Origin of the sequence: Halalkalicoccus sp. NIPERK01, assembly GCF_030287405.1 — an archaeon.
Lineage (GTDB): Archaea > Halobacteriota > Halobacteria > Halobacteriales > Halalkalicoccaceae > Halalkalicoccus.
Genome location: NZ_JASVVV010000003.1, coordinates 244,859 through 266,283, shown reverse-complemented (window position 1 = coordinate 266,283; position 21,425 = coordinate 244,859). Strand labels below are relative to the sequence as shown.

Genomic DNA, 21,425 nt, shown 5'->3' with positions numbered 1-21,425 from the left:
TAAAAATTCCTCCAGAATGTTTATTAGGAAATCGACCCACGACTCACGGGAACGCGAACCATGGAACGCATCAGCACCGAGGGGGCGGGCATGGAGGAGGTCGCGGAGGGCGTGTTTCTGGGCGATCTGGCGACGGGCGAGCGCGCGGGGATGAAGTACTGGCGCGTCGATCCCGGCGCGACCCTGCCGGCCCATCGCCACGACCACGAGCAGATCGGCTACATGATCAGCGGACGGCTCGTGGCGGTCGTCGAGGGCGAGGAGGTCCTTCTGGAGCCGGGCGACTCCTACCGCTTTTCGAGCAACGAACACCACGGCGCGGTCAACAGGGGCGACGAGCCCGCCGTCGGCGTCGGGATCCTCGCGCCGCCACGGGGGAAGCCCGCGTGGGGCGACCCGGGAGCCGAGGAGCCGAACCCGCCGCAGTAGGGGCCACCACTTTTGTCCCAGTAGGGCGATCGATACCCATGCTCCACGCAACCGGTCCCCTCTTGACGGTCGACGTCTCCGAACGCACCGCGGAGCGGACGAACATCGACGACGTCCTCGCGGAGTTCATCGGCGGGCGCGCGGTCGCGACCGCGCTCGCCCACGAGCGGATCCCGTTCGACGCCGACCCCCTCGGGGCCGAGAACCGCGCGTACCTCTCGACCGGCCCGCTCCAGACGAGCAGGATGAGCTTTACGGGACGGATGAACATGACCGGCCTCTCGCCGCTGACCGACGGGCTCGCCTCAACCAACGCCGGCGGCTATCTCTCGCGGAACTTCGCCGCCACCGGGATTTCGGTCGTCGAGTTCGTCGGGCGCTCCGACGACCTCCTCGCGATCCACATCACCGATGAGGACGTGGAGTTCGAGTCGGTAGCCGAACTCGAGGGGGCGACGGTCCCGGAGACTTCGGCGTACATGGCCGAACACCACGATCTCGGCCCCGACCACTGCATCGCGATCGGCCCGGCGGGCGAGAACCTCGTTCGGTTCGCGAGCGTGATGACGTTCGACTCGCGGGCGTTCGGCCGGGGCGGGCTCGGCGCGGTCCTCGGCTCGAAGGGAATCAAGTGCGTCACGTTCGAGGGCGATTCGGCCCCCGAGATCGAGGTCGCGGACGTTCAGAACGAGGTCCACCGGGAGGCCGCGACCAGCGACGACCTGATGCGCCGGCAGGGGACGACCAGCAGCACCGAGTTCATCAACGACAACTTCGCACTCCCCACGAGGTACTTCGACGAGTACGAGTTCGAGTCGGCGGCGGGGATCGGCGGCGACGCCGTCGAGGAGAAGAAGTACAAGAAGGGGGCCTGTTCGGCCTGCGCCTACGCCTGCAAGCTCCCGACGCGCGACGAGGCGGAGGGGGTCGAGACGGAGGGTCCGGAGTTCGAGACGGTCTACTCGTTCGGGTCGTGTCAGGGCGTCGGCGACGTCGTCGACGTGATGAAGGCCAACCGGCTGTGTGACGACCTCGGGATGGACACCATCTCGGCGGGCGTGACCGTCGCCGCGTACCTCAAGAGCGAGGACGCCTTCGGCGACGCCGAACTCGCACGCGAGATAACGGAGAAGATCGCCCGCCGCGAGGGGATCGGCGACCTGCTCGCGGAGGGGGTCGACCGCGCCCACGAGGAACTCGGCGTCGACAACTACACCGTGAAGGGAATGGAGTTCGCGGCCCACGACGGCCGCGTGCTGCACGGACAGGGACTCTCCTATGCCGTGGCGAACCGCGGGGCCGACCACATGTACGGCGGGATGCTCACGCTCGAGTACGAGGGCGCCCTCGACCCGGAGGGAACCCTCGGCAAGGCCGAACGGCTCGTCCACGAGGAAAACAGGAGAGTAGTCCGGGACTCGGGGATCGTCTGTGCCTTCGCCAGCGGCTACGTCACGAACGACCGGCTGGCGACCCTTCTGGAGACCGAGTACGACCGCCTGCTCGAGATCGGCGCGCGAACGGTCGCCCGCGAGCGCCACTTCAACAACCGACGGGGGAGGGACGCCGACGACGACGGCCTCCCCTACGCCGAGGAGGTACCCGATCTGGAGGCGGCGATCGAGGAGTACTACGAGGCGCGCGGCTGGAACCCGGATGGAACGGTTCCATCGAACGCGCTCGATTCGATCCCCGAGAGCGCGGTCGGCGCGGGCGTCGCCGACGACTGATTTCGTCACCTCTCCCGCCTCACCCGCCGTAGACCGACGGCGTGAGCCGGATCACGTCGTCCTCGTTCAGTTCGGTGGCGGTGCCGTCGAGGTGTCGAACGTCCTTCTTGGCCTTCGTGACGACCGTCGAGCCGGCGATACCGTCGTCGTCGAGGAGCCGCCCGTCGAGCGCGGGGTACGCCGCCGATAGCTCGCTCAACAGCTCCCCGACGATTCGGGCGTCGGTCTCACGAACGATCCTCTTCTCGCCGACGTCCTCGCGGAAGGGGCCGTAGAAGCGACACTCGATCCGCATGGGTCGTCTACGCGGCGGGACGGGTTATAACCGTCCTCATCCGAGAAACTCGCCGAACCGGCCCGAACCCTCGGCCGCGTTCGGGTCGACGTCGTCCAGCGCGCGCTCGAAGCCCGCGCGGGTCAGGAAGATCCCCTCGACGTCGCCGTCGCCCTCGACGTACTCGCGGACGGCGGCGGTCGCGGCCTCCCGGCAGACCGCCTCGACGTCCGCGCCGACGTAGCCCTCGGTCTCGGCGGCGAGCCGGTCGAGGTCCACGTCGTCTGCCAGCGGTTTGTCGCGGGTGTGGACGGCGAAGATCTCCCTCCTGGCCTCCTCGTCGGGCACCGAAACGTGGATGTGGCGGTCGAGCCGCCCCGACCGGAGCAGCGCGTCGTCGATCAGGTCGGGGCGGTTGGTCGTCGCGATCACGACCACGTTCTCGAGCTCCTCGAGCCCGTCGAGTTCCGTGAGGAGTTGCGAAACCACCCGTTCACCGACGTTCGAGCCGCCGGGGCCGCCGCCGCGCTCGGCCGCCAGCGCGTCGAGTTCGTCGAAGAAGACCACGGTGGGAGCGTTCTCCCTCGCCTTCGCGAAGATCTCCCTGACGCCGCGCTCGGACTCGCCGACGTACTTGTCGAGCAGTTCGGGGCCCTTGATCGAGATGAAGTTCGACTCGGCCTCGTTGGCGACGGCCTTCGCGAGCAGCGTTTTGCCGGTGCCCGGCGGGCCGTAGAGCAGCACGCCCGTCGCGGGCTTGAGGCCCGCGCGTTCGAACGCCTCGGGATACGACAGCGGCCACTGGACGGTCTCCTGCAGGCGGGCTTTCGTCTCGCCCAGCCCGCCGACGTCGGCCCAGGTCACGTCCGGGAGTTCGACGAACACCTCCCGGAGCGCCGAGGGCTCGACGGCGCGCAGCGCCCGGCGGACGTCCCCGTCGGTGATGCGAAGCGAGTCGAGCACCGAGGGGTCGACCTTCCCGTCGAAGTCGACGTCGGGGCGGAGCCGTCGCAGGGCGGCCATCGCGCTCTCGCGGACGAGGTTCTCGATGTCGCCCCCGACGAACCCGTGGGTGGTCTCGGCGTAGGCCGCGGGGTCCACGTCGTCTGCGAGCGCCACCCCGCGGGTGTGGATGACGAAGATCTCCTCGCGGCCCGCCCGGTCGGGGACGCCGATCTCGATCTCGCGGTCGAACCTGCCGGGCCGCCTCAGGGCCGGATCGACGGCGTCGACGGCGTTTGCCGTCCCGATGACGGCGACGCGCTGGCGGTCCTCGAGACCGTCGAGCAGCGAGAGCAACTGGGCGACGGCCCGCCGGTCGCCCTCGCTCCCCTCGCGCTCCGTGCCGATGGCGTCGATCTCGTCGATGAAGACGATCGCGGGGGCGTTCTCCTCGGCCTCCTCGAAGACCTCCCGGAGGCGGTCTTCCGTCTCGCCGTAGCGTTTCGAGAGCAGGTCCGCGATCGAGAGCCGCCGGACGTAGCTGTCCGTCTCGTTGGCGATCGCCCGCCCGAGCAGCGTCTTCCCGGTGCCCGGCGGCCCGTACAGCAGTACCCCCCGGGGCGGGTCGACCCCGAGGACGTCGAACAGTTCGGGGTGTCCGATCGGGAGTTCGACCATCTCGCGGATCTGCGTGATCTCGCCATCGAGGCCGCCGACGTCGTCGTAGGTGACGCCGCCCGGTCCGACCGCCCGCCCCCCGGCCTCGACCGAGAGCCCCTCGGCGGCCGTCTCGGAGATCGTGAGCCGGGTCCATTCCTTGACGACGACCGGTCCGGTCGGCTCCGTGGCGACGATCCGGACCGGAACGCGGCGCTCGGCCTCGGCCGACTCCGCGAGCGGGACCGTCGCCGTCTGCCCGGTCGTGACGACCCGGTCGACGAGCGCGTCCCGGAGGCGGAGCAGGGGGTGGTCCGCGGGCGGGAGGTCCCCGGGGAGCGCGACCGTGACCCGGTCGCCGGTCCCGACGCTGACCGCCTCGACGGCGACAGTCTCGTCGACCGACACCCCTGCCGCCCGCCGGAGGTCGTCGTCGAGGCGGATCACGCCCTCCTCGGCGTCGTTGAAACTGGGACGCACCGTCGCGACCGCCCGCTCGCCGCCCTCGCCCTCGATGGCGACGTGATCGCCGCGTTCGAGCCCTAGTTCGTCCATCGTCTCGTGGTCGATCATCGCCAGCCCCTCGCCGACGGCGCGCTTCTCCATCGGCCTGACGAGGAGGTTCCCGGAGCCCATACTATCGCGTGTCGTTCGCGACCGTGATATTCCCGTCGCCACCCGGTCCCGAACGGTCGTCGGAGGCGGCTATAGCGTCAGCCGATGATATCGTCTTTTTGAACTGATCGATTGGACGGAGAATCACGCGACTGGAGCGAGGAGAGAGGAGTGTGTCTCGGAACACATACTAAGTTATTGTTCTTCTGCTTATGAATTATTCTTAATATTGGAGATTCTTATACGAGAAGAACTATGTCGTCCCCCTGTATAATGAACAATGGTCCATGGCAAACGTAAACAGGCCGCAGGTATCGGTCGAGGACCAAGACGAGTTGGCGAGGAACCTCGGGATCGGTGCGACGGCGTCCGGCGAGGAGTTGACGATCGAGGGGTTGCGCGGCGCGATCGACGCCGGGACCGACCCGGGATTCGCCTCGATGGGCGAAGCGATCCGGGACGACCTCACGGGGAAGCTCGACGCCGACCTCCTCGAACGGGAGCTGTCGGAGCTGGCGACGCAGATCGGGAGGCTCTCGGAGGTCCGAGAGGCCGGTATCCCGGATGGGGACGCCCAGCCGGAGGTCCTGTATCGGGAGCTCGTCGCTCCCGGCTGGCGGGTGTACGATCACCTCGTCGAGGCGGGATTTTTCGACAGCGTCGAGGCCAACCTGCCGCGCTTTACGCCCGAACACATCGAGGGAACGGCCCACGGGCTGATTCGGGCCGAACCGCTCTCGTCGGCGCTGGCCGACTGTGGATTCGACGAGCGCGAGCAGACCGTCTTGGTGATGAACGTCGTGAACAACAACAACCGCCTCGCGCGGTGGACGCCCACGAAGGACATCCCCGAGGGGGTGGAGTTCAACGTCGAGGACGTCCCGCCGCTCCAGCAGCGGGCGATGGGCGGGACCCTGCTGTGGGTCAACGCCCTGGACGTCCACCTCTGGCAGAAAAAGATCCTCATCACCGACGCGATCCTCGACGACGGCTACTGGGACGTCAAGGCGATGCTCGGCGGGCTGTACGTCATGACGATGGCCGCCCACGAGATCGCGACGGGCGAGTCGCTCTCGGACGAGGAGTTGGCCGCGGCGCTCTCGGCGAGCACCGCGATCATGATCACCAACCAGGAGGAGATCGTCAAGGACATGTTCTGGATCACCGAGGAGATGCGCGCGCCAAGTACACTGCGATAACACACAACACACAACAATGTCAATAGACGAAGACAGGGCCGTCAAGGCCGCACAAGACACGGTCGTACGGGAGACAGACAACGGGTATCGGGTGCTCGGCGCACCGGAGAAGTCGGTCACACACCAGCACGACATCGACCGGATCCCCGAGAGGGACGTCACCCAGGAGATGCTGAACGAAACCGCCGAGAATCCCGAAAGCTGGTTGACGTACGGCGGCGGCTACGAACAGCATCGCCACACGACCTGCGAGGTCATCACGCCCGAGAACGTCGGGGACCTCGAACTCGAGTACGAACTCTCGGTCGGGGCCGGCTCCAGCATGGAGGGAACTCCACTAGTGGTGCCGGGCGACCCGCCGATCATGTACCAGACCAACGGGCCGACCCACATGAAGGCGATCGACCCCCGCGAAGGGGAGATCCTCTGGAGCTACACGTACGCGGTCCCGAACGACGTGGTGCTCTGCTGTGACGACAACACCCGCGGTGCCGCGGTGCTGGGCGATCAGGTCTTCATGACGACGCTCGACTCGGGCGTCGTCGCGCTGGATCGCTACACCGGCGAGGAGCAGTGGTACACCGGTACCGCCGATCACGAGCGCGGCTACTCGGCGACGTGGGCGCCCGTCGTCTACGACGGCACCCTGTTCACGGGCAGTGCCGGGGGCGAATACGGGGTCCGCGGCTTCCACACCGCCCTCGACACCGACACCGGCGACGAGAAGTGGCGCATCAACGTCTCCTCCGAGGAGGAGTGGGTCGGCGACAGCATCAACCAGTCGAGCACGACCAACTGGATGACCGCGACCCCCGATCCCGAGAACGGGCGGCTGTACATGCCGATCGGCAACCCCGGACCGGACTTCGACGGCTCGGTCCGGCCGGGCCCCAACAGGAACAGCGCCGGAACGCTGTGTCTCGACCTCGAGACGGGCGAGGAGCTGTGGTTCCACCAGGAGTCGCCCCACGACGTCTGGGACTACGACTCGGCGATGCCCCGCATCCTGATCCGCGACGTCGAGATGCGCGGGAAGACCCGCGACGTGGTCGTGAGCGTCGGCAAGACGGCGTGGCAGTACGTGCTGGACGCCGAGACCGGCGAGCTGCTCATGCGCAGCGAACCGCTCGCCCAGCAGCTCAACATGTTCCGGATGATCCCCCACATCGACGAGGGCCGACGGGTCCCGTTCATGCCCGGCGGGATGGGCGGCAACGACTGGCAGCCCGGCTGTTACAACCCCGAACTCGGCCTCACGTACCACAAGCTCCACAACTCCTTCCAGGAGGCGTGGTGGCGCTTCGAGGAGTTCGAGGAAGGCAAGAAGTACTGGGGCGGCATCCTCGAGGACGAGACCGAAGCGGTCCCCGAGGGGTACAACGAACACATCAGCGTCATCACGGCGGTCGACCCGTTCACGGGCCAGATAGCCTGGCAGGACTGGATCGACAGCGACATCTACCTGTGGGGCGGCACGATGTCGACGAAGACCGGTTTGATGTTCGCCGGAAACCAGAACGGCGACTTCGTCGCCTACGACGGCGAGTCCGGCGAGCGCCTCTGGGAGTACGACTGCGGCGAGCCCGCGATCTCGGGCGACCCGATGAGCTGGTACGACCCCGGTACCGAAAAGCAGTACGTCGCCGTCCAGATCGGCGGCAGCGGCTGGCTCCGCCGGGGCAAGCGCGACGACAGACTCGTCGTCTTCTCGATGGAGGAGTAGGACGACGCCGCGATCACGGTTTTTTCGAGGCGAAACCGGCACCAGCGACCGGTTTGCGATCCGTGTATCGACCGAGGAGGTGTGGTACGGCCCGTTCACCGCTCGTTGAAGTCCTCCACTATCCCGGGCAGATATATATTCACAGAAATATAATGGTTCGACATGGCCTCGCTCGTGAGAGCACGGCGGACCCTACTCGGGCGCGACGTCGCGGTCGCCTATGCAGTCATCATCGCGCTCTATCTCGTGAGGACCGTCGAGTTTCGAGCGTTGCAGATTCCGGCCTACCTCCTGATCGTCGCATACGACGTCGTCGAGGTCGTCCTCCCGTTCCTGACTCCCTACTATCCCCTCGGGTTCCCCCTCTTCCTCTACCTGCTGGCGCTCGTCGGAGCAGGAGTAGCCCGTCGACTCCAGTCGGGGGACGGATCGACCGTGATCCGGACGGTCGGCGGCGTCTGTCTGATCGTCGGAACGATCTCGCTCCTGTTCGGCGCGTCCATCGGCGGCCCGCTCGTTACCCCCGGCGACAACCCGACGCCGTTGGTCATCACCGCGACGACGGGGGGCGTCCTCCTGATCACCGGTTGGTGGTTACTCGGTCGTCCACTGCGAGGAGCGAGGCCGTCACGCCGTGAGTGACGGAATGAACCGCCGTCCCTACCGCTCCATCAGTATCGAGCGACGCCTCGACCAGTACCGTGTCACCCGATGGGCGCGGCGACGAGCACGATGTAGGGCTCGCCGCCGCGCGTTCGCTCGACCCGTTTCACCCGTTCGATCGAAAAGCCCGCCTCTGCGACCCGCTCGCGCCAGTACGTCTCGGGATCGCTCGCGGCCCCGTCGGGAACCAAGGGCAGTTCGAGGACGCCGAGGGTTCCGCCGGGTCGGCAGACCCGGTTGATCTCCCGGAGCGCGCGCCCGTGATCCTCGGCGGGCAGGTCGTGGAGGACGCGACAGGCGGTGACGACCTCCTGTGAGTCCTCGACGAGGGGGAGTCGGACGGCGTCACCCCTGACGGGAACGACGTCGATCCCCGCCTCGCGGGCGTTTCGCCGGGCGAGCAGCGGGGCGTTGCCGAGGATCACTCGGTCGTCGAAGACGTCGAGGCCGATCACCGACGCGCCCCCCGAGAGGTGGGGTGCGAGCCCGACGAGCGACCGACCCGTCCCACAGCCGACGTCGAGGACCCGCGTGGCGTCCCCGAGGGGGAGTTCGACCGCCAGCGCGTCGTACTTGTGGCGTTCGAGCGCCCACGGCGGCGGACGCAGGAGCTTCGATCCCGCGCGGCCCGCGCGGACGAACGCCGGCGTCGCCACGACCACCGCGAGCGCGCGAGCGCGCCGGAAGGGGGTCGCGCGCCACGCCGCGGCGACCGCGAGGAGCGCGCCAACCCCGACGGCGAGTTCTCGAAGCCGCCGTCGCCAGTGGTACAGCCCGAAGTAGTACACTACTCGACGCTGAGGCCGCTCCCCTCGCCGCCACGGGCCTCGGAGAACTCGACTTCGATCTCGAGTTCGCCCTCGCGCTTCTTCGAGAACTCGACCTCGACCTCGATGGGTTCGCGGTACTCGAAGGGGATCTCCCAGTCGCTGCCCGAGACGGTGATCGAGGTATCGCTCTCGATGGCGTCGGCGAGGTTACGGAGGAAGGCCGCGGTCTCGCCCCCCGAGAGGCGTATCTCGCGCTCGAAAAAGCCGCTGGTGATCGTCTTGCGCCCGTGGTCGCTCTCGTCCGGAAACTCGATGTCGTTACCCATGGTGATGGGTGTCACCCGACTCACTTAACTCCGGGCGCTCCCGTCGGGAGCGCCTGTCAGTCGAGTAGCAATGACTATGGTGGGGAGTTACAAAGGGTATCCCGTGTCACTGATTGACGTGCTGGGGAGCACGCCGCGGTTGAAGATCATCCGCGAACTCTCCCACGGGCCGCGGTACGTCTCCGAACTCACGGAGGCCGTCGGGATGGACGGGAAGACGGCAGCCCACCACCTCTCGACGCTCGAGGAGAGCGGGATCGTCGAACACTACCGTCGGGGGAACCGCAAGTACTACCGGCTGGTTCGAACCGTCGAGTTCCGCGTCGCCCCGCCGCCCCAACGGACGTTCATCCTCCAGGCGACGGAGCGCCCGGACGCCGCGTCGGGCGACGACTGATCCCCGAGTCCCGTGCCAAAGCTATATGGTAAATCGTGGTGATTGTGCTCACATGTCTTCCAGCGACGGGGCGGCAATCGAGACGGGCGAGGACGCCGAGAACGGCGAATCGACGGTCGACTACCAGATCGAGGAACTGATCGACCGACGAACCGAGGAGATCGAAGAGCGGATCGACGACCTCCAGACGGAGATCGAGGAGGTGGACAACTACGCCCGGATCAGCCTGGGCGAACGGCGGGTCAAGGGCACCGAGGCCAACCTCGCGGAGTTCTCCGAGTCGCTCACCGACTTCGCCGACCGGACGTTCACGAAGACGAACGCCCTCGAGAGCCAACTGGAGATCCAGCGACTCCTGCTGGCGGAGGTGCTGGAGGCGCTTGCGGAGGCCGACGTCGAGGTCGACGTCTCGGAGGTGACGAGCTACCAGGAGGACCAGTTGGTGATGAGCGCGTCGCCCGAAAAGCGCCTGCAGGAGGCGATAGAGAAACACGCCACGGACTGACTCAGACCTCGCGGACGCCGACGACGTTCTCCTGGAGGTAGTCGTGGTGCATGGCGTTGTAGACCACCTTGACCTCCTCGCTCTTCGGGATCGACTGACAGCTCAGGTAGATGTTTCGTTCCTCGACCTCCTCGTCGGTGAGGATCAGGTCCATGTCCATCTTCACCTCTCCCTCGACGAGGATCATCGTACAGTACGCACACGAGGCCGCCCGGCACTCGAAGGGCCACTTCTGGTCGGCGTCCTCCGCGCCGTCGAGGATGTAGCGCGTTCCCCGGATCTCGAAGGTCCCGTGGTCCTTCTCGTCGAGGTCCGCCCGCGCAGCCTTCTCGAAGAGGTCGTCGTCGTCGATGTCCCAGCCGTGCTCGGGGATCACCTGATAGTTCAGATACTCGATCTCGTAGACGGGGAGTTCCTCGGGATCCATGTCCGCCTCGGCGTCGCGCCCGACTTTGATGTTTGGAAGGCTACTGGACATACACGGACGATAGTGACACACGTACTTAACTGGCGTGCTGGCCGGTACCGGGGGACATCGGGTCGTGTGAGCACGTCATTCGATCGGCGGAAACGCCCTGAGCCGGTGGGAGGCGACGACCCGGAGATCGACCGCCGTGCCACGGTCGAGCAGCTCGTCGTTGCTGGCCGTGCAGTCGACGACATCGCCGTTTTCGAGCGTGACGCGGTAGCTCACCGTGGGACCGTTGAACCGGCGGTAGCCGATCGTTCCGTCGGCCCGGTCGTCGCCCGCTCGTTCGATCGAAACGTCGTCGGGACGGACGAGCACGTCGGGCCGGGGCCCCTCGTAACCGACGAGCCGGTCCGCGTCGATCGGCCCGACGGGCGTCTCGACGGTACCGTCGCGTCGGCGGCCGGGGAGGTAGCTCGCCTCGCCGAGGAAGTCCGCGACGGTTCGCGAAACGGGTTGCATGAACACGTCGTGGGGTGGGCCGACCTGTCGCAGCCGCCCATCGTCCATCACGGCGACGCGGTCGCCGATCGACAGCGCCTCCTCCTGGTCGTGGGTGACCCAGACGGCGGTGACCGCCACCTCCTCGAGCACCCGCCGAACGGCCTCGCGCATCTCGACCCGGAGACCGGCGTCGAGGTTCGACAGGGGTTCGTCCAGAAGCAGGACGTCGGGTTCGGGCGCGAGCGATCGCGCGAGCGCGACGCGCTGTTTCTGCCCGCCCGAGAGCTCCGCCGGGTAGTGCTCGGCGTGGTCGGACAGCCCCACCAGATCGAGCAGTCGGGCGATCCGTCGGTCGCGTTCGGCCTCCTCGACACCCCAGAGCCCGAAGGCGACGTTCTCGGCGACCGTCTTGTGGGGAAACAGCGCGAAGTCCTGAAAGACGATGCCGACGTTTCGTCCCTCGATCGCCGTCGAGGCCCCGCCGTCCGCGAGGGTCTCCCCCCGAACGGCGACCGTCCCCGCGTCGGGCTCCTCGAGGCCGGCGATCAGCCGCAGGGTCGTGGTCTTCCCGCAGCCCGAGGGACCGACGAGTGTCAGCACCTCCCCTTCTCGAACCGCGACCGAGACGTCCTCGACGACCCGCTCCCCGTCGAACGACTTCGTGACGCCGTCGAGTTCGAGCGCGTCCTCGTTCGACGGGCGACGGTCGCGCTCGGCCGCCGGCTCGACGCCGCCGTCGGCGACCGCCGGCTCGTCGACGCCGAACCCGTCGTCGGCGACGTCCTCGGCGATCGATTCGCGGACCGTGCCGCGCCGGTCGTAGCGGTCCCGGAAGACGACGACTAGCATCGACAGTCCCGAGACACAGAGCAACACGAGCGCCGGGATCGCGGCGAAGCCGTAGTAGGCGCTGCGCTCGATCCGCCAGATGAACGTCGCGAGCGTCTCGAAGCCCGCCGGTCCCAGAAGCAGGGTCGCCGGGAGCTCCTTCATCGCCGTCAGGAAGACCAGCGCCGCGCCCGCGACGATCCCCGGGACGATCAGCGGGAGGACGACGTGTCGAAACGCCTTCGAGGGCGTACAGCCCAGCGACCGGGCGGCCTCGACCAATCGAGGGTTGACGTGGAGCACTCCCGTCCGAGTGGAGCCGACGGCCTGTGGGAGGTACAGGACGACGTAGGCGAACACCAGAAGCGGGAAGGTCTGGTAGAGCGCCCCGACGTAGCGCGTGCTGAAGTAGACGAGGCTCAGCCCGATGACGACGCCGGGCACCGCGTAGCCGATGTACGTCGCCCGCTCGAAGAGCGCGACCAGCCGCGAGGAGTAGCGTGCCGAGAGGTACGCGACGGGGATCGCGGCGAGGGCGGCGACGAGGGCCGCGGCCGCCGCGACGGTGACGGAGTTGATCGCGTAGGACGGCTCGAAGGCGAGCGACGGGGCGTACACGTCGGGCATCCGGAGTAGCCACATCGTCAGTACGCCGATCGGAAACAGGAGGGTCGCCCCGGCGAGCAGCGCAAGACAGGCGAGCGCGGGCCACTTCCAGCGGCCCAGCGAGACGGCGTACTCGTCGGTCGAGCCGCGGACGCTACCGTGGAGCGTGTCGTCGCCCCTGACCCCCGACTCGATCGCGAGGATCACCAGCGCGATGACGACGAGATGCATCGCCAGCAGCGAGGCGTACTCCCGACCGAAGGCGTTGTACTCGACGTAGATCACCCGGGTGAAGACGTCCAGTTGGAGCATGGCCGGGGTGCCGAAATCCCCGACGGCGTACAGCGCGACCAGCAGCGCCCCCGCCGTAATGCCGGGCCGGACGAAGGGGATCACTGCCCGGAGGAACGAGCGCCACGTCCGGCCGTCGAGCGATCGGGCGGCGTCGAGATACGTCTTGTCGAACGAGCGAAGCGCCGCCCGGGTCGTGATGTAGACGTAGGGGTAGTTGTAGAGCGTGAGGATGACCACCGCCCCGGGGATCCCGTAGAGATCCGGCAGGGAGTCGACGCCGAGCGGTGCGAGCAGCGACTGGATCTCTCCCTGTGGCCCCCAGACCGAGATATAGGAGAACGCGCCGATGTAGCTCGGAACGACGAGGGGAAGCGAGACGACGACCGCCCAGAAGCGGCTGTAGGGCAGGTCGGTGAGTTCGGTGAGACAGGCCAGCGGAACCGACAGCAGGACCGACAGCGCGGTGACGCCGACGACGAGCGCGAGCGTGTTGAGCAGTATCTCGAGGGTCTTCGTCCGGAACAGGAGCGCGGCCGCCCGCCCGGGGTCGACGCTCCCGGCGACGACCGCGATCCACAGGACGGGAACGACCACGCTCGCGGCGACCGCGCCCGCGAGCAGCGTCACCGTGAGCGGGGGGCGCTCTCGCTCCAGTCCGTCGCCCGCCGCGCGACCGACTCGGGGCGTCGAATCGCGTCCCATCAGCGCGCACCTCCCCGATCAGAGCACATCCAGATCCCGGAGCAGCTCGAGGGTCGTCTCGATGTCGGCCAGATCGTTCAGGTCGATCTCCGGGGGCTCGAGTTCGTCCCGATCGGGCAGCACGTCGAGCGGCTCGACGTGGGGGCTGACGGGGTACTCCCAGGTCGTCGTCGCGAAGTACTCCTGGGCCTCGGCGGAGGCCCAGTGGCCGATGAAGTTCACGGCCGTCTCGTGGTCGTCGCTCGCGTCCATCACACAGGCTCCTGGAACGATCGGAACGACGCCCGCGTCGTTTCTCGTGTAGGTGACGTCGATCGGCATATCGAGGTTGCCCCGGACGATGTAGTGGTTGTAGAGGCTGGCGCCTATCTCGCCGCTTCCGGTCGCCTGCGCCAAGTCGCTCCGGCCGCCCTCGTAGGTCCGGAGGCCCGCATCGAGCATCCCCTCGATCCACTCGCGGGTCTCCTCTTCGCCGTGGATCACCCGCATCGCGGTGACGAAGGCCTGGGTCGAACCCCTGAACGGGGCCCACCCCATCTCGCCCGCGACCTCGCTCTCGGGAAATTCCATGATCCCCTCGGGGATGTCGCTCGCCTCGAACCGGTCGGTGTTGAACGCGACCGCCCACGAGCGCCGGGTGAGCCCCATCCACTGGTCGTCCGGATCGCGGAACTCCTCGGGACAGAGTTCGAGGACGTCCTCGGGCATCGTCTCGGTGTAGCCCTCCTCCTTCAGGAAGGTGAGCGTGCCCGATTCGGTGGTGTAGTAGATGTCGGCTGGCGTCCCCTCCTCGGTGAGGATGGCGTTGACCAGATCCGCGGAGTCGGCGTACCGGACGTCGACGGTGAGGTCGTCGTATCTGTCCTCGATGTGGTCGATGAGTTCGCCGACGCGCTGTTCCGAACGTCCCGAGTAGACCGTCACCTCCCCGCCGAGATCGGGCAGGTCGTCCATCGTCGGCCCGTCGGGGTCGGGCCGGCCCTCGGCGAACTCGGGGTTGCCAAGGGTCCCCCCGTCCGTCTGGCCGGTGAACCGTCCCGTACACCCTGCGAGACCGACGCCGCCCAACCCGACTCCCACCCGAAGGACCGCTCGTCGCGTGTTATCGACCATGGGACTACCACAGGAAAGGATCGTTATGAACGTTCGCGGTCACGTACAGGAGTCCACGGGAATATTGTACACGGGGCGGGTGGCGATCACGTCGGGGGGTCGGCCCGGGGGAGGAGGGGAGCGAGTTCGTCCTCGTCGGCGGTGGGAACGGAGAGTTCCGCGAGGAGCGCACCGCAGCCCTCACACTCGGTCCAGACGACGGTGTAGGAGCGCTGGCAGCACGGATCGACCCGCTCTCGCTCCCGACGGGCGGGCGCACTGCAGTCGGGACACCGATCGAGCAGGAGTCGGAGGCGTTCGAGCAGGTCGCGGCGCGTCGCCCCGTCGAGGCCGGCCCAGTCCTCGACGCGTTCGTCGAACACCGCCGCGGCCGCGACGTCGGCGAGGAACGCGGCCCGCGAGTCCCACCGGACGAGTCGGTTGCCCGCGACGGAAAAGGCCCGGTCGCCGCGCTGTGCGACCTCGTCGGCGTCCAGCATCCGGGCGACCTCTCGCTCACCAAGCTCCGCGTCCCGTCGTTCGTCGATCGCCGCCCACCAACGCTCGCGGAAGTCGTCGGCGAGGGCGACGGCGTCGCGGCGCTCGACGACCCCGGCGGCGTAGAGCGCCTCCCAGAGCCCCCGTGCGTCGAGGTCGCCGAAGCGCGTTCGAGGGACGTCCTTGCCGAACAGACGGAGGACGGCGGGCGGGAGGTAGCGTTTCGTGAGTTCGGGCGTCCCGGGGACGAGATACCCCCGGAGGTAGATGGCGAGCAGACAGCCGACGAACAGCACCAGCGCCGCCGGCGCCGAGACGGCGACCACGGGCGCGACGAGGACGGCCGCGAGCAGGACGTTGATCGCGGTACATGGGGTACAGCGGTTCTCGCCGGTGTACTCGGGCCGTCGAACGGCCGCTTCGATCTCTGCGAGCCCCATCCGCTCACCAACCGGACGGAACGGCCGATCCAATGCGGTTCGATGACGGTTCACACATACCGCCGGGGACGGACCGGCGAACGGTAATACTGTCGGTCATGGGACTATGACCGTCCGTGGCACGAGTCATTCTCACCAGCGCAGCTACTCCCCGTCGTTGCCAGCGGCGATGGACGGAGGCATGACCGACGGTATGAACTGCCGGATAGAGTGGTTTCGTTCCACACGAGAGAGAAAGAAGCTCGTCGAGGCCGATTCCGGCCGGACGGGTGTGTGGTCCGGCGGTTCGGCCGAAGCTGACGGCCCGTCGGCTGTAACCGGTATCGGTTACTTCGAGGTGAGAAGACCTAACACGTTCCCAACCCAAAGTAACACTCGTAGATTACCATGACAGACTTAGGCGGATTTCAGGACCACGTCGCACGAGTCGACCTCTCCTCGGGCGATGTGAACTACGAGAGCATCGACGACGAGGACGCGAAAAAGTACATCGGCGCGCGCGGGCTGGGCGTCAAGTACGTCTTCGACAACGGCCCCGACGTCGACCCCATGAGCGACGACAACCTCCTCGCGTTCATGAACGGCCCGCTGACGGGCACCCAGACGGTGATGAGCGGGCGGATCGCGGTCTGTACGAAGTCGCCGCTGACGGGCACCGTTACCGACTCGCACCACGGCGGCTGGTCGGGTGCCCGACTCAAATGGGCGGGCTTCGACGGACTGGTGTTCGAGGGGCGCTCCGACGAGCCCGTCTACGCCGTCGTCGAGGACGGCGAACTCGAGCTTCACGACGCCTCGGACCTCTGGGGGAAGGGCACCCACGAGACCCGCGAGCTCCTCGAGGAGAAACACGAGGGCGCCTACGGCAAGAACATGTCCTTTATGGGCATCGGCCAGGGCGGCGAGAACGGCGTCAAGTACGCCTGCATCATGAACGAGGACGACCGTGCCTCCGGTAGAGGGGGAACGGGCTGCGTGATGGGCAACAAGAACCTCAAGGCCATCGTCATCAAATCCGGGACGAAAATGCCCAAACCGGCCGATCAGGAGACGTTCATGGAGGGCCATCAGCAGGCGATGCAGCTCATCCAGGAGTCGGACGTTACGGCCCCGAACGAGGGCGGGCTCTCGATGTACGGGACGAACGTCCTGATGAACATCACCGAGGAGATGGACGGCCACCCGACGAAGAACGGCCGCTACACCTCGGGCAACGCGTACAACGACCTCGAGGAGGACCGCCCGCACGATCTCGACGCCGAGAAGATCAGCGGCGAGAACGTCCGCGAGAACATCCTCGTCGACGAGCCGACCTGCCACTCCTGTCCGGTCGCCTGTAAGAAGGAGGTCGAGGTCCAGACGATGCACAAGGGCGAGGAGATGAACGTCCGCATGGAGTCGTTCGAGTACGAGTCGGCGTGGGCGCTCGGGACGAACTCCGCGAACGACGATCGCGACAAGATCGCCGTCATGATCGACCGGTGTAACGACGTCGGGATCGACACCATCGAGGCCGGCAACATCATGGCGATGGCGATGGAGCTGACCGAGCGCGGCAAGCTCGACGAGCTGGGGGACGGCATCGACTGGGGCGACTCCGAGGAGATGATCGACATGATCACCCGGATCGCCAACCGCGAGGACGATTTGGCCGACTTGCTCGCGGAGGGCCAGAACGGCGTTGCGGACGAACTCGATGCCCACGACTCGAAGCTCTCGGTCAAGGGCCAGGCGATCGCCGCCTACGACCCCCGCTGTATGAAGGGTATGGGCATCGGCTACGCCACCTCGAACCGCGGGGCGTGTCACCTGCGCGGGTACACCCCCGCGGCCGAAATCCTCGGCATCCCCGAGAAGGTCGACCCCTACGAGTACGAGGGCAAGGGCGAACTCACCGCGACGTTCCAGGACCTTCATGCGATCTCGGACAGCTTCGACATCTGCAAGTTCAACGCGTTCGCGGAGGGCATCGAGGAGTACGTGCTGCAGTACAACGGGATGACCGGGCTCGACGTCAGCGAGGACGAGCTGATGGAGGCCGGCGAGCGCGTCTACAACCTCGAACGGTACTACAACAACCTGGCCGGCTTCGACGGGAGCGACGACTCCCTTCCCGAGCGGTTCCTCGAGGAGGGCGGCACGCCCGGCCAAGGCGCCAGCGAGGGCGAGTACTGCGAACTCGACGAGATGAAGGCGGAGTACTACGAGCACCGCGGCTGGGTCGACGGCGTGGTCCCCGACGAGAAGCTCGACGATCTGGGGATCGACGTCGGGCCCGGAACGGGCGTCTCGTCGGGCGACTCGCCGGCCCCCGCCGACGACTGACGCGATAACGCAACCGTTTTTCCCGCGATGTGCGGACTGCGAGTATGACTCCGGAGCGCCGCGAGCGCACCCCTCGGTGGACCCGCGAGCACGCCTCGAGGATCGAACGCACCGACGAGACGGTCGCGCCGATCATCTATCCCCCGCGGGAGGCCGTGGCGCCGGACGTCCACGGCTGGGACACCTGGTTCCTCCGCGAGCGCGACGGCTCGATCGCTTCTATAGGGGGGTGGCGCGTGATCTTCTCGCTGACTGCGCCTGCGGACCTCCTGCCCGGAAAGCGCCACGACGTCGCCGAGATCCGCTACTTTTACTCGCGCGAGGGCGAGACGTGGCACGACGGCGGCCCCGTCTTCGAGGGCGAGACCCGGGGCTCCCGCCAGTGGGCCGGCTCCGCGCTGCTCGACGACGGGGAGGTCTACGTCTTCTACACCGCCTCGGGTCGGGTCGGCGAGGCCGATCTGACCTACGAGCAGCGCCTCGCGGTCGGTTTCGGGGGGACCGTCGAGGCCGACGACTCCGGGCTCGATATCGAGGGCCCCTTCGAGCACGAGGTCCTACTCGAACCCGACGGCGAGCGCTACGAGCGCGAGGAGCAATATAGAGGAATGATCTACACCTTCCGGGACCCGTGGTTCTTCGAGGACCCCGCGGACGGGGAGACCTACCTCCTGTTCGAGGCCAACACCCCGGTCCCGGAGGGCGAGGGCGTCTGTGAGGACCCCGTGTGGGAGGAGTTCAACGGCAGCGTCGGGATCGCACGCTCGCCGACGGGCGATCCCACGGACTGGGAGCTCTGCGATCCGCTCTTGGAGGGGATCTGTGTCAACCAGGAACTCGAACGCCCGCACGTCGTGGTCCGTGACGGTCGGTACTACCTCTTTATCTCGAGCCACGACCACACGTTCGCACCGGGCTTAGAGGGACCGGACGGCTTGTATGGATTCGTCGCCGACTCCCTCCGGGGGGAGTACCGCCCGCTCAACGGCTCCGGGCTGGTGCTCACCAACCCCGCGAACGCGCCGTATCAGGCCTACTCGTGGATCGCCTTCCCCCACCGCGAGGAACTGCTCGTCAGCGGCTTTTTCAACTACTACGACCTCGGGGGGCTCACGCTCGACGACGTGGCGACGCTGTCGCCCGACGAGCAGTTGGCGAAGTTCGGCGGCACGCTCGCGCCGACGGTCCGAATCGCGTTCGACGGCGACCGGACGCGGATCACGGGCACACTCTCGCACGGACGGATCCCGCTCGAATCCGAGGAGCTACCCGCTCTCCCCGAAGAACGGCTGTCCCACCGCGAGGAGACTCGACAAGGGTACGGCGGCTACTGATTCGATGTCGGCCCGCGTTCGCTGGCGTTCCACGCCGACCCGAGCGTCCAGATCTCGAGTTCCTCGAAGCGCGCCGAACCGCCGTGTGCGTGGACCGAGAGCCCGTCGCTGTCGGGTCGGGTCGGGTAGACCCGCGTCGAGAGGGTGCGGCGCTCGTTGACGAACACCTCCAGAACGGAGTCATCGAGGAACACTCGAAGATCGAGGGGTCGTTCGAGGTCGTCGATCGGGAGTTCACGGGGGTCGACCGAGGAGGCCGCGAGGCTCGAGTCCTCGCGATGGACGACCAGTTTTCCGTCCTCGATCCCGATCCGGGTTCGCTCGACGCCGTCGGGAGACTCGAAGACGCCGATACCCGCCTCGCTCGCGTCGGTCTGGACCCTCGCCCGGAGTTCGATCGCCCGTCCGCGAACGTCGAGTTTCCGCGAACCGTCCTCGACGTCGAGGCCGACGTGGCGGGCGTGCGAGCGCCGGAGCGCCTCGAGTTCGGGGGCGGGACGCTGGCGTAGCTGGCCGTCCTCGACGGCGAGTTCCCGGGGGATCGAGAGGGTGCCCGACCAGCCGGCGTCCCACTGGGCGCGCTCGTCGCGCAACTCGGGGATCCAGCCCCACGTGAGATAGCGTTCCTCGCCGAACAGCGACTGGGGGGCGTACAGGTCGCCGTGATCGAGCAGGCCCCGCCGGTCGGCGTGGAACTCGTTCTCTCGAAACTCCCCGAGGAAGTAGATCACGTCCTCGTAGTTCGAGACGTGAAGCAGGTCACGCTCGTCGAGTTCGAGCAGTTCGGGACACTCCCACATCCCGCCGGTCTCGCCGTCGCCGACCAGCAGCGGGCCGACGTACTCCCACTCGCGGAGGTCGGGGGAGGTGTAGTAGAACACCGCCCCGCCGACGTCCGCGAGTCCGGAGCCGATCAGGTGGTGCCACAGTCCGTCGGAAAACCAGATGCAGTGGTCGCGGAACTCCGCCTCCCAGTGGTCCGAGCCGACGACGCCCTCGGGCACCTGCTCGATCACCGGATTGTTCGGGTCCTTGTTCCACCGACTGAGGTCGGGATTGGCCGCGTCCGCCCGGCAGGGCAGTTGGACGGGGCCCCGCCCGCCGGTGTAGAAGACCGTCGCCGTGCCGTCGTTCTCGACCGCACAGCCCGACCAGCAGCCGTCGCGGTCGGGGCCGTCGGGCGAGGGGGTGAGCGCGACCGGTTCGTCCTCCCAGCGCACGAGGTCGTCGCTGACGGCGTGACCCCAATGGATCGTCCCGTGCATCGGGCCCGCGGGGTTGTACTGGTAGAAGACGTGATACCGGTCGTCGTGCTCGATGATCCCGTTGGGATCGTTGAGCCAGTTGGCCGGCGGCGTGAGGTGGTACTGTGGGCGCAGCGGGTCCCCCGCGAGGCGCTCGCGCATCGCCGTCAGTCCCGACGCCGAGCGCGGGTCGTGGATTCCGGGGTGGTCGCCCTCGGCGAGGAGCGCGAGGAGGTCGCCCACTAGCTGTGAGCGGTTGCTCGCACAGGTCCCGTCGACGGGGCCATCGAACGCGAGCGCGCTGCCCGCGCCCACTACGGACCCGTTCCCGACCGCCCACGAGACGAGCGACGGCTCGTGAAAGCGGTCCATCCCGCCGTCGACCGTCGCCGCGAGCATCTCCCCCCGTTCGGGGAGGACGCGCTCGTAGCGCGCGTAGGGCACCTCGTGGCCGGGCTCGCAGGTGTGGATCCGGAGGTCGTCGAAGGCCGCAAACGGCGGGTCGTCGGCGTAGATCGACTTCGCCAGGTAGCCCGTCGGCTCCCCGCTCTCCTCGACGCCCGTCAGGTCGGGGACGACGGGATCGATTCTGAGGGCGTCGACCGCCGAGAGCGCCCGCAGGCTGAGCAGGAGTCCACCGCCGCGTTCGGCGTACGACCGCACGGCGGGACCGGCGTCCGCCGTGGAAGCACCGAGGTCCTCAAGCGGCGCGGCGCGGTGCCACCAACAGACGTCGTAGCGGTCGAGATCGGCGGTGCCGGCGGCGATTTCGGGGATCGAAACCGTCTCGACGAACGGGGCGACGGCCTCACACCACTCCAGAGCGGCCCGCTGCTCGGCGGAGAGGTCGCCGGCGTGGAGGAATCCGACGGCCACTGCGGGATCGAACATCGACTCGAAGTCGCACGCACGCGAGTAA

18 protein-coding genes and 1 pseudogene are annotated in these 21,425 nt (G+C 67.6%); 9 read left to right on the top strand and 10 right to left on the bottom strand.

Features of this window, described 5'->3' with window-relative positions; genetic code table 11:
• Window positions 1–60: 60 nt before the first annotated feature.
• A complete protein-coding gene (locus tag QRT08_RS10845) occupies window positions 61–429 on the top strand; it encodes a cupin domain-containing protein (protein WP_286045964.1) in 369 nt (122 codons plus the stop codon).
• 38 nt (window positions 430–467) lie between these two features.
• Window positions 468–2,159, top strand: a complete 1,692-nt coding sequence (locus tag QRT08_RS10840) for an aldehyde ferredoxin oxidoreductase family protein (protein WP_286045963.1) — start codon at window positions 468–470, stop codon at window positions 2,157–2,159.
• A 19-nt stretch (window positions 2,160–2,178) separates the two neighbouring features.
• Here the strand turns inward: QRT08_RS10840 and QRT08_RS10835 are convergent, their stop codons facing one another.
• Window positions 2,179–2,454, bottom strand: coding sequence for a MoaD/ThiS family protein (locus tag QRT08_RS10835; protein WP_286045962.1), 276 nt, complete (start codon window positions 2,452–2,454; stop codon window positions 2,179–2,181).
• Window positions 2,455–2,490: 36 nt separating this feature from the next.
• Window positions 2,491–4,668, bottom strand: a complete 2,178-nt coding sequence (locus QRT08_RS10830) for a CDC48 family AAA ATPase (protein WP_286045961.1) — start codon at window positions 4,666–4,668, stop codon at window positions 2,491–2,493.
• 266 nt (window positions 4,669–4,934) lie between these two features.
• Between QRT08_RS10830 and QRT08_RS10825 the strand changes: the two genes are divergently transcribed.
• The 3 genes from QRT08_RS10825 to QRT08_RS10815 all read left to right on the top strand — a co-directional run bounded on the left by QRT08_RS10825 (window position 4,935) and on the right by QRT08_RS10815 (window position 8,211).
• Complete coding sequence (locus tag QRT08_RS10825) at window positions 4,935–5,846, top strand: hypothetical protein (protein ID WP_286045960.1); 912 nt, start codon at window positions 4,935–4,937, stop codon at window positions 5,844–5,846.
• Between the two features lie 16 nt (window positions 5,847–5,862).
• Window positions 5,863–7,569 carry a pyrroloquinoline quinone-dependent dehydrogenase gene (locus QRT08_RS10820; RefSeq protein WP_286045959.1) on the top strand — a complete coding sequence of 569 codons (1,707 nt, stop codon included), beginning with the start codon at window positions 5,863–5,865 and terminating at the stop codon, window positions 7,567–7,569.
• A 162-nt stretch (window positions 7,570–7,731) separates the two neighbouring features.
• A complete protein-coding gene (locus QRT08_RS10815) occupies window positions 7,732–8,211 on the top strand; it encodes a hypothetical protein (RefSeq protein WP_286045958.1) in 480 nt (159 codons plus the stop codon).
• 62 nt (window positions 8,212–8,273) lie between these two features.
• Here QRT08_RS10815 and QRT08_RS10810 read toward each other — a convergent pair whose 3' ends face one another.
• Window positions 8,274–9,020: a class I SAM-dependent methyltransferase gene (locus QRT08_RS10810; RefSeq protein WP_286045957.1), complete on the bottom strand. Its 747-nt coding sequence runs from the start codon at window positions 9,018–9,020 to the stop codon at window positions 8,274–8,276.
• Window positions 9,020–9,328 (bottom strand): amphi-Trp domain-containing protein, encoded by a 309-nt coding sequence (locus tag QRT08_RS10805; protein ID WP_286045956.1) that lies wholly within the window; start codon window positions 9,326–9,328, stop codon window positions 9,020–9,022. Before QRT08_RS10805 ends, QRT08_RS10810 begins: the two co-directional genes overlap by 1 nt.
• A 103-nt stretch (window positions 9,329–9,431) precedes the next feature.
• Here QRT08_RS10805 and QRT08_RS10800 point away from each other — a divergent pair, with 103 nt between their 5' ends.
• Together QRT08_RS10800 and QRT08_RS10795 are read left to right on the top strand one after the other, a co-directional pair.
• The gene (locus QRT08_RS10800) at window positions 9,432–9,725 is read left to right on the top strand and encodes an ArsR/SmtB family transcription factor (protein ID WP_286045955.1); all 294 of its coding nucleotides are present in this window, start codon (window positions 9,432–9,434) and stop codon (window positions 9,723–9,725) included.
• A 52-nt stretch (window positions 9,726–9,777) separates the two neighbouring features.
• Window positions 9,778–10,230: a hypothetical protein gene (locus QRT08_RS10795; RefSeq protein ID WP_286045954.1), complete on the top strand. Its 453-nt coding sequence runs from the start codon at window positions 9,778–9,780 to the stop codon at window positions 10,228–10,230.
• 1 nt (window position 10,231) lies between these two features.
• Here QRT08_RS10795 and fer read toward each other — a convergent pair whose 3' ends face one another.
• The 5 genes and pseudogenes from fer to QRT08_RS10775 all read right to left on the bottom strand — a co-directional run bounded on the left by fer (window position 10,232) and on the right by QRT08_RS10775 (window position 15,603).
• Window positions 10,232–10,708 (bottom strand): ferredoxin Fer, encoded by a 477-nt coding sequence (fer, locus tag QRT08_RS10790; RefSeq protein ID WP_483299948.1) that lies wholly within the window; start codon window positions 10,706–10,708, stop codon window positions 10,232–10,234.
• A 75-nt stretch (window positions 10,709–10,783) separates the two neighbouring features.
• Window positions 10,784–11,935 carry an ABC transporter ATP-binding protein gene (locus tag QRT08_RS18825; protein WP_369684837.1) on the bottom strand — a complete coding sequence of 384 codons (1,152 nt, stop codon included), beginning with the start codon at window positions 11,933–11,935 and terminating at the stop codon, window positions 10,784–10,786.
• 24 nt (window positions 11,936–11,959) lie between these two features.
• Window positions 11,960–13,573 (bottom strand): annotated as a pseudogene (locus QRT08_RS18820) (ABC transporter permease); the annotation flags it as partial.
• A gap of 18 nt (window positions 13,574–13,591) precedes the next feature.
• The gene (locus QRT08_RS10780; protein ID WP_286045952.1) at window positions 13,592–14,686 is read right to left on the bottom strand and encodes an extracellular solute-binding protein; all 1,095 of its coding nucleotides are present in this window, start codon (window positions 14,684–14,686) and stop codon (window positions 13,592–13,594) included.
• 86 nt (window positions 14,687–14,772) lie between these two features.
• The gene (locus QRT08_RS10775) at window positions 14,773–15,603 is read right to left on the bottom strand and encodes a DUF8054 domain-containing protein (protein WP_286045951.1); all 831 of its coding nucleotides are present in this window, start codon (window positions 15,601–15,603) and stop codon (window positions 14,773–14,775) included.
• 387 nt (window positions 15,604–15,990) lie between these two features.
• On the opposite strand from QRT08_RS10775, the gene QRT08_RS10770 reads away from it, so the two are divergent.
• Together QRT08_RS10770 and QRT08_RS10765 are read left to right on the top strand one after the other, a co-directional pair.
• Window positions 15,991–17,928 carry an aldehyde ferredoxin oxidoreductase family protein gene (locus QRT08_RS10770; RefSeq protein WP_286045950.1) on the top strand — a complete coding sequence of 646 codons (1,938 nt, stop codon included), beginning with the start codon at window positions 15,991–15,993 and terminating at the stop codon, window positions 17,926–17,928.
• Window positions 17,929–17,972: 44 nt separating this feature from the next.
• Entirely contained in the window at window positions 17,973–19,262 is a 1,290-nt protein-coding gene (locus tag QRT08_RS10765; protein WP_286045949.1) for a glycoside hydrolase family 68 protein, read from the top strand.
• Here the strand turns inward: QRT08_RS10765 and QRT08_RS10760 are convergent.
• Complete coding sequence (locus QRT08_RS10760) at window positions 19,256–21,397, bottom strand: glycoside hydrolase family 32 protein (RefSeq protein ID WP_286045948.1); 2,142 nt, start codon at window positions 21,395–21,397, stop codon at window positions 19,256–19,258. The genes QRT08_RS10765 and QRT08_RS10760 overlap by 7 nt on opposite strands.
• Window positions 21,398–21,425: the final 28 nt, after the last annotated feature.

Excerpts from the sequence above, each read along its gene's own strand:
- QRT08_RS10845 (WP_286045964.1), top strand. The coding sequence starts at position 61 with ATGGAACGCATCAGCACCGAGGGGGCGGGCATGGAGGAGGTCGCGGAG.
- QRT08_RS10840 (WP_286045963.1), top strand. The coding sequence starts at position 468 with ATGCTCCACGCAACCGGTCCCCTCTTGACGGTCGACGTCTCCGAACGC.
- QRT08_RS10835 (WP_286045962.1), bottom strand. The coding sequence starts at position 2,454 with ATGCGGATCGAGTGTCGCTTCTACGGCCCCTTCCGCGAGGACGTCGGC.
- QRT08_RS10830 (WP_286045961.1), bottom strand. The coding sequence starts at position 4,668 with ATGGGCTCCGGGAACCTCCTCGTCAGGCCGATGGAGAAGCGCGCCGTC.
- QRT08_RS10825 (WP_286045960.1), top strand. The coding sequence starts at position 4,935 with ATGGCAAACGTAAACAGGCCGCAGGTATCGGTCGAGGACCAAGACGAG.
- QRT08_RS10820 (WP_286045959.1), top strand. The coding sequence starts at position 5,863 with ATGTCAATAGACGAAGACAGGGCCGTCAAGGCCGCACAAGACACGGTC.
- QRT08_RS10815 (WP_286045958.1), top strand. The coding sequence starts at position 7,732 with ATGGCCTCGCTCGTGAGAGCACGGCGGACCCTACTCGGGCGCGACGTC.
- QRT08_RS10805 (WP_286045956.1), bottom strand. The coding sequence starts at position 9,328 with ATGGGTAACGACATCGAGTTTCCGGACGAGAGCGACCACGGGCGCAAG.
- QRT08_RS10795 (WP_286045954.1), top strand. The coding sequence starts at position 9,778 with ATGTCTTCCAGCGACGGGGCGGCAATCGAGACGGGCGAGGACGCCGAG.
- fer (WP_483299948.1), bottom strand. The coding sequence starts at position 10,708 with ATGTCCAGTAGCCTTCCAAACATCAAAGTCGGGCGCGACGCCGAGGCG.
- QRT08_RS10780 (WP_286045952.1), bottom strand. The coding sequence starts at position 14,686 with ATGGTCGATAACACGCGACGAGCGGTCCTTCGGGTGGGAGTCGGGTTG.
- QRT08_RS10775 (WP_286045951.1), bottom strand. The coding sequence starts at position 15,603 with ATGGGGCTCGCAGAGATCGAAGCGGCCGTTCGACGGCCCGAGTACACC.
- QRT08_RS10770 (WP_286045950.1), top strand. The coding sequence starts at position 15,991 with ATGACAGACTTAGGCGGATTTCAGGACCACGTCGCACGAGTCGACCTC.
- QRT08_RS10765 (WP_286045949.1), top strand. The coding sequence starts at position 17,973 with ATGACTCCGGAGCGCCGCGAGCGCACCCCTCGGTGGACCCGCGAGCAC.
- QRT08_RS10760 (WP_286045948.1), bottom strand. The coding sequence starts at position 21,397 with ATGTTCGATCCCGCAGTGGCCGTCGGATTCCTCCACGCCGGCGACCTC.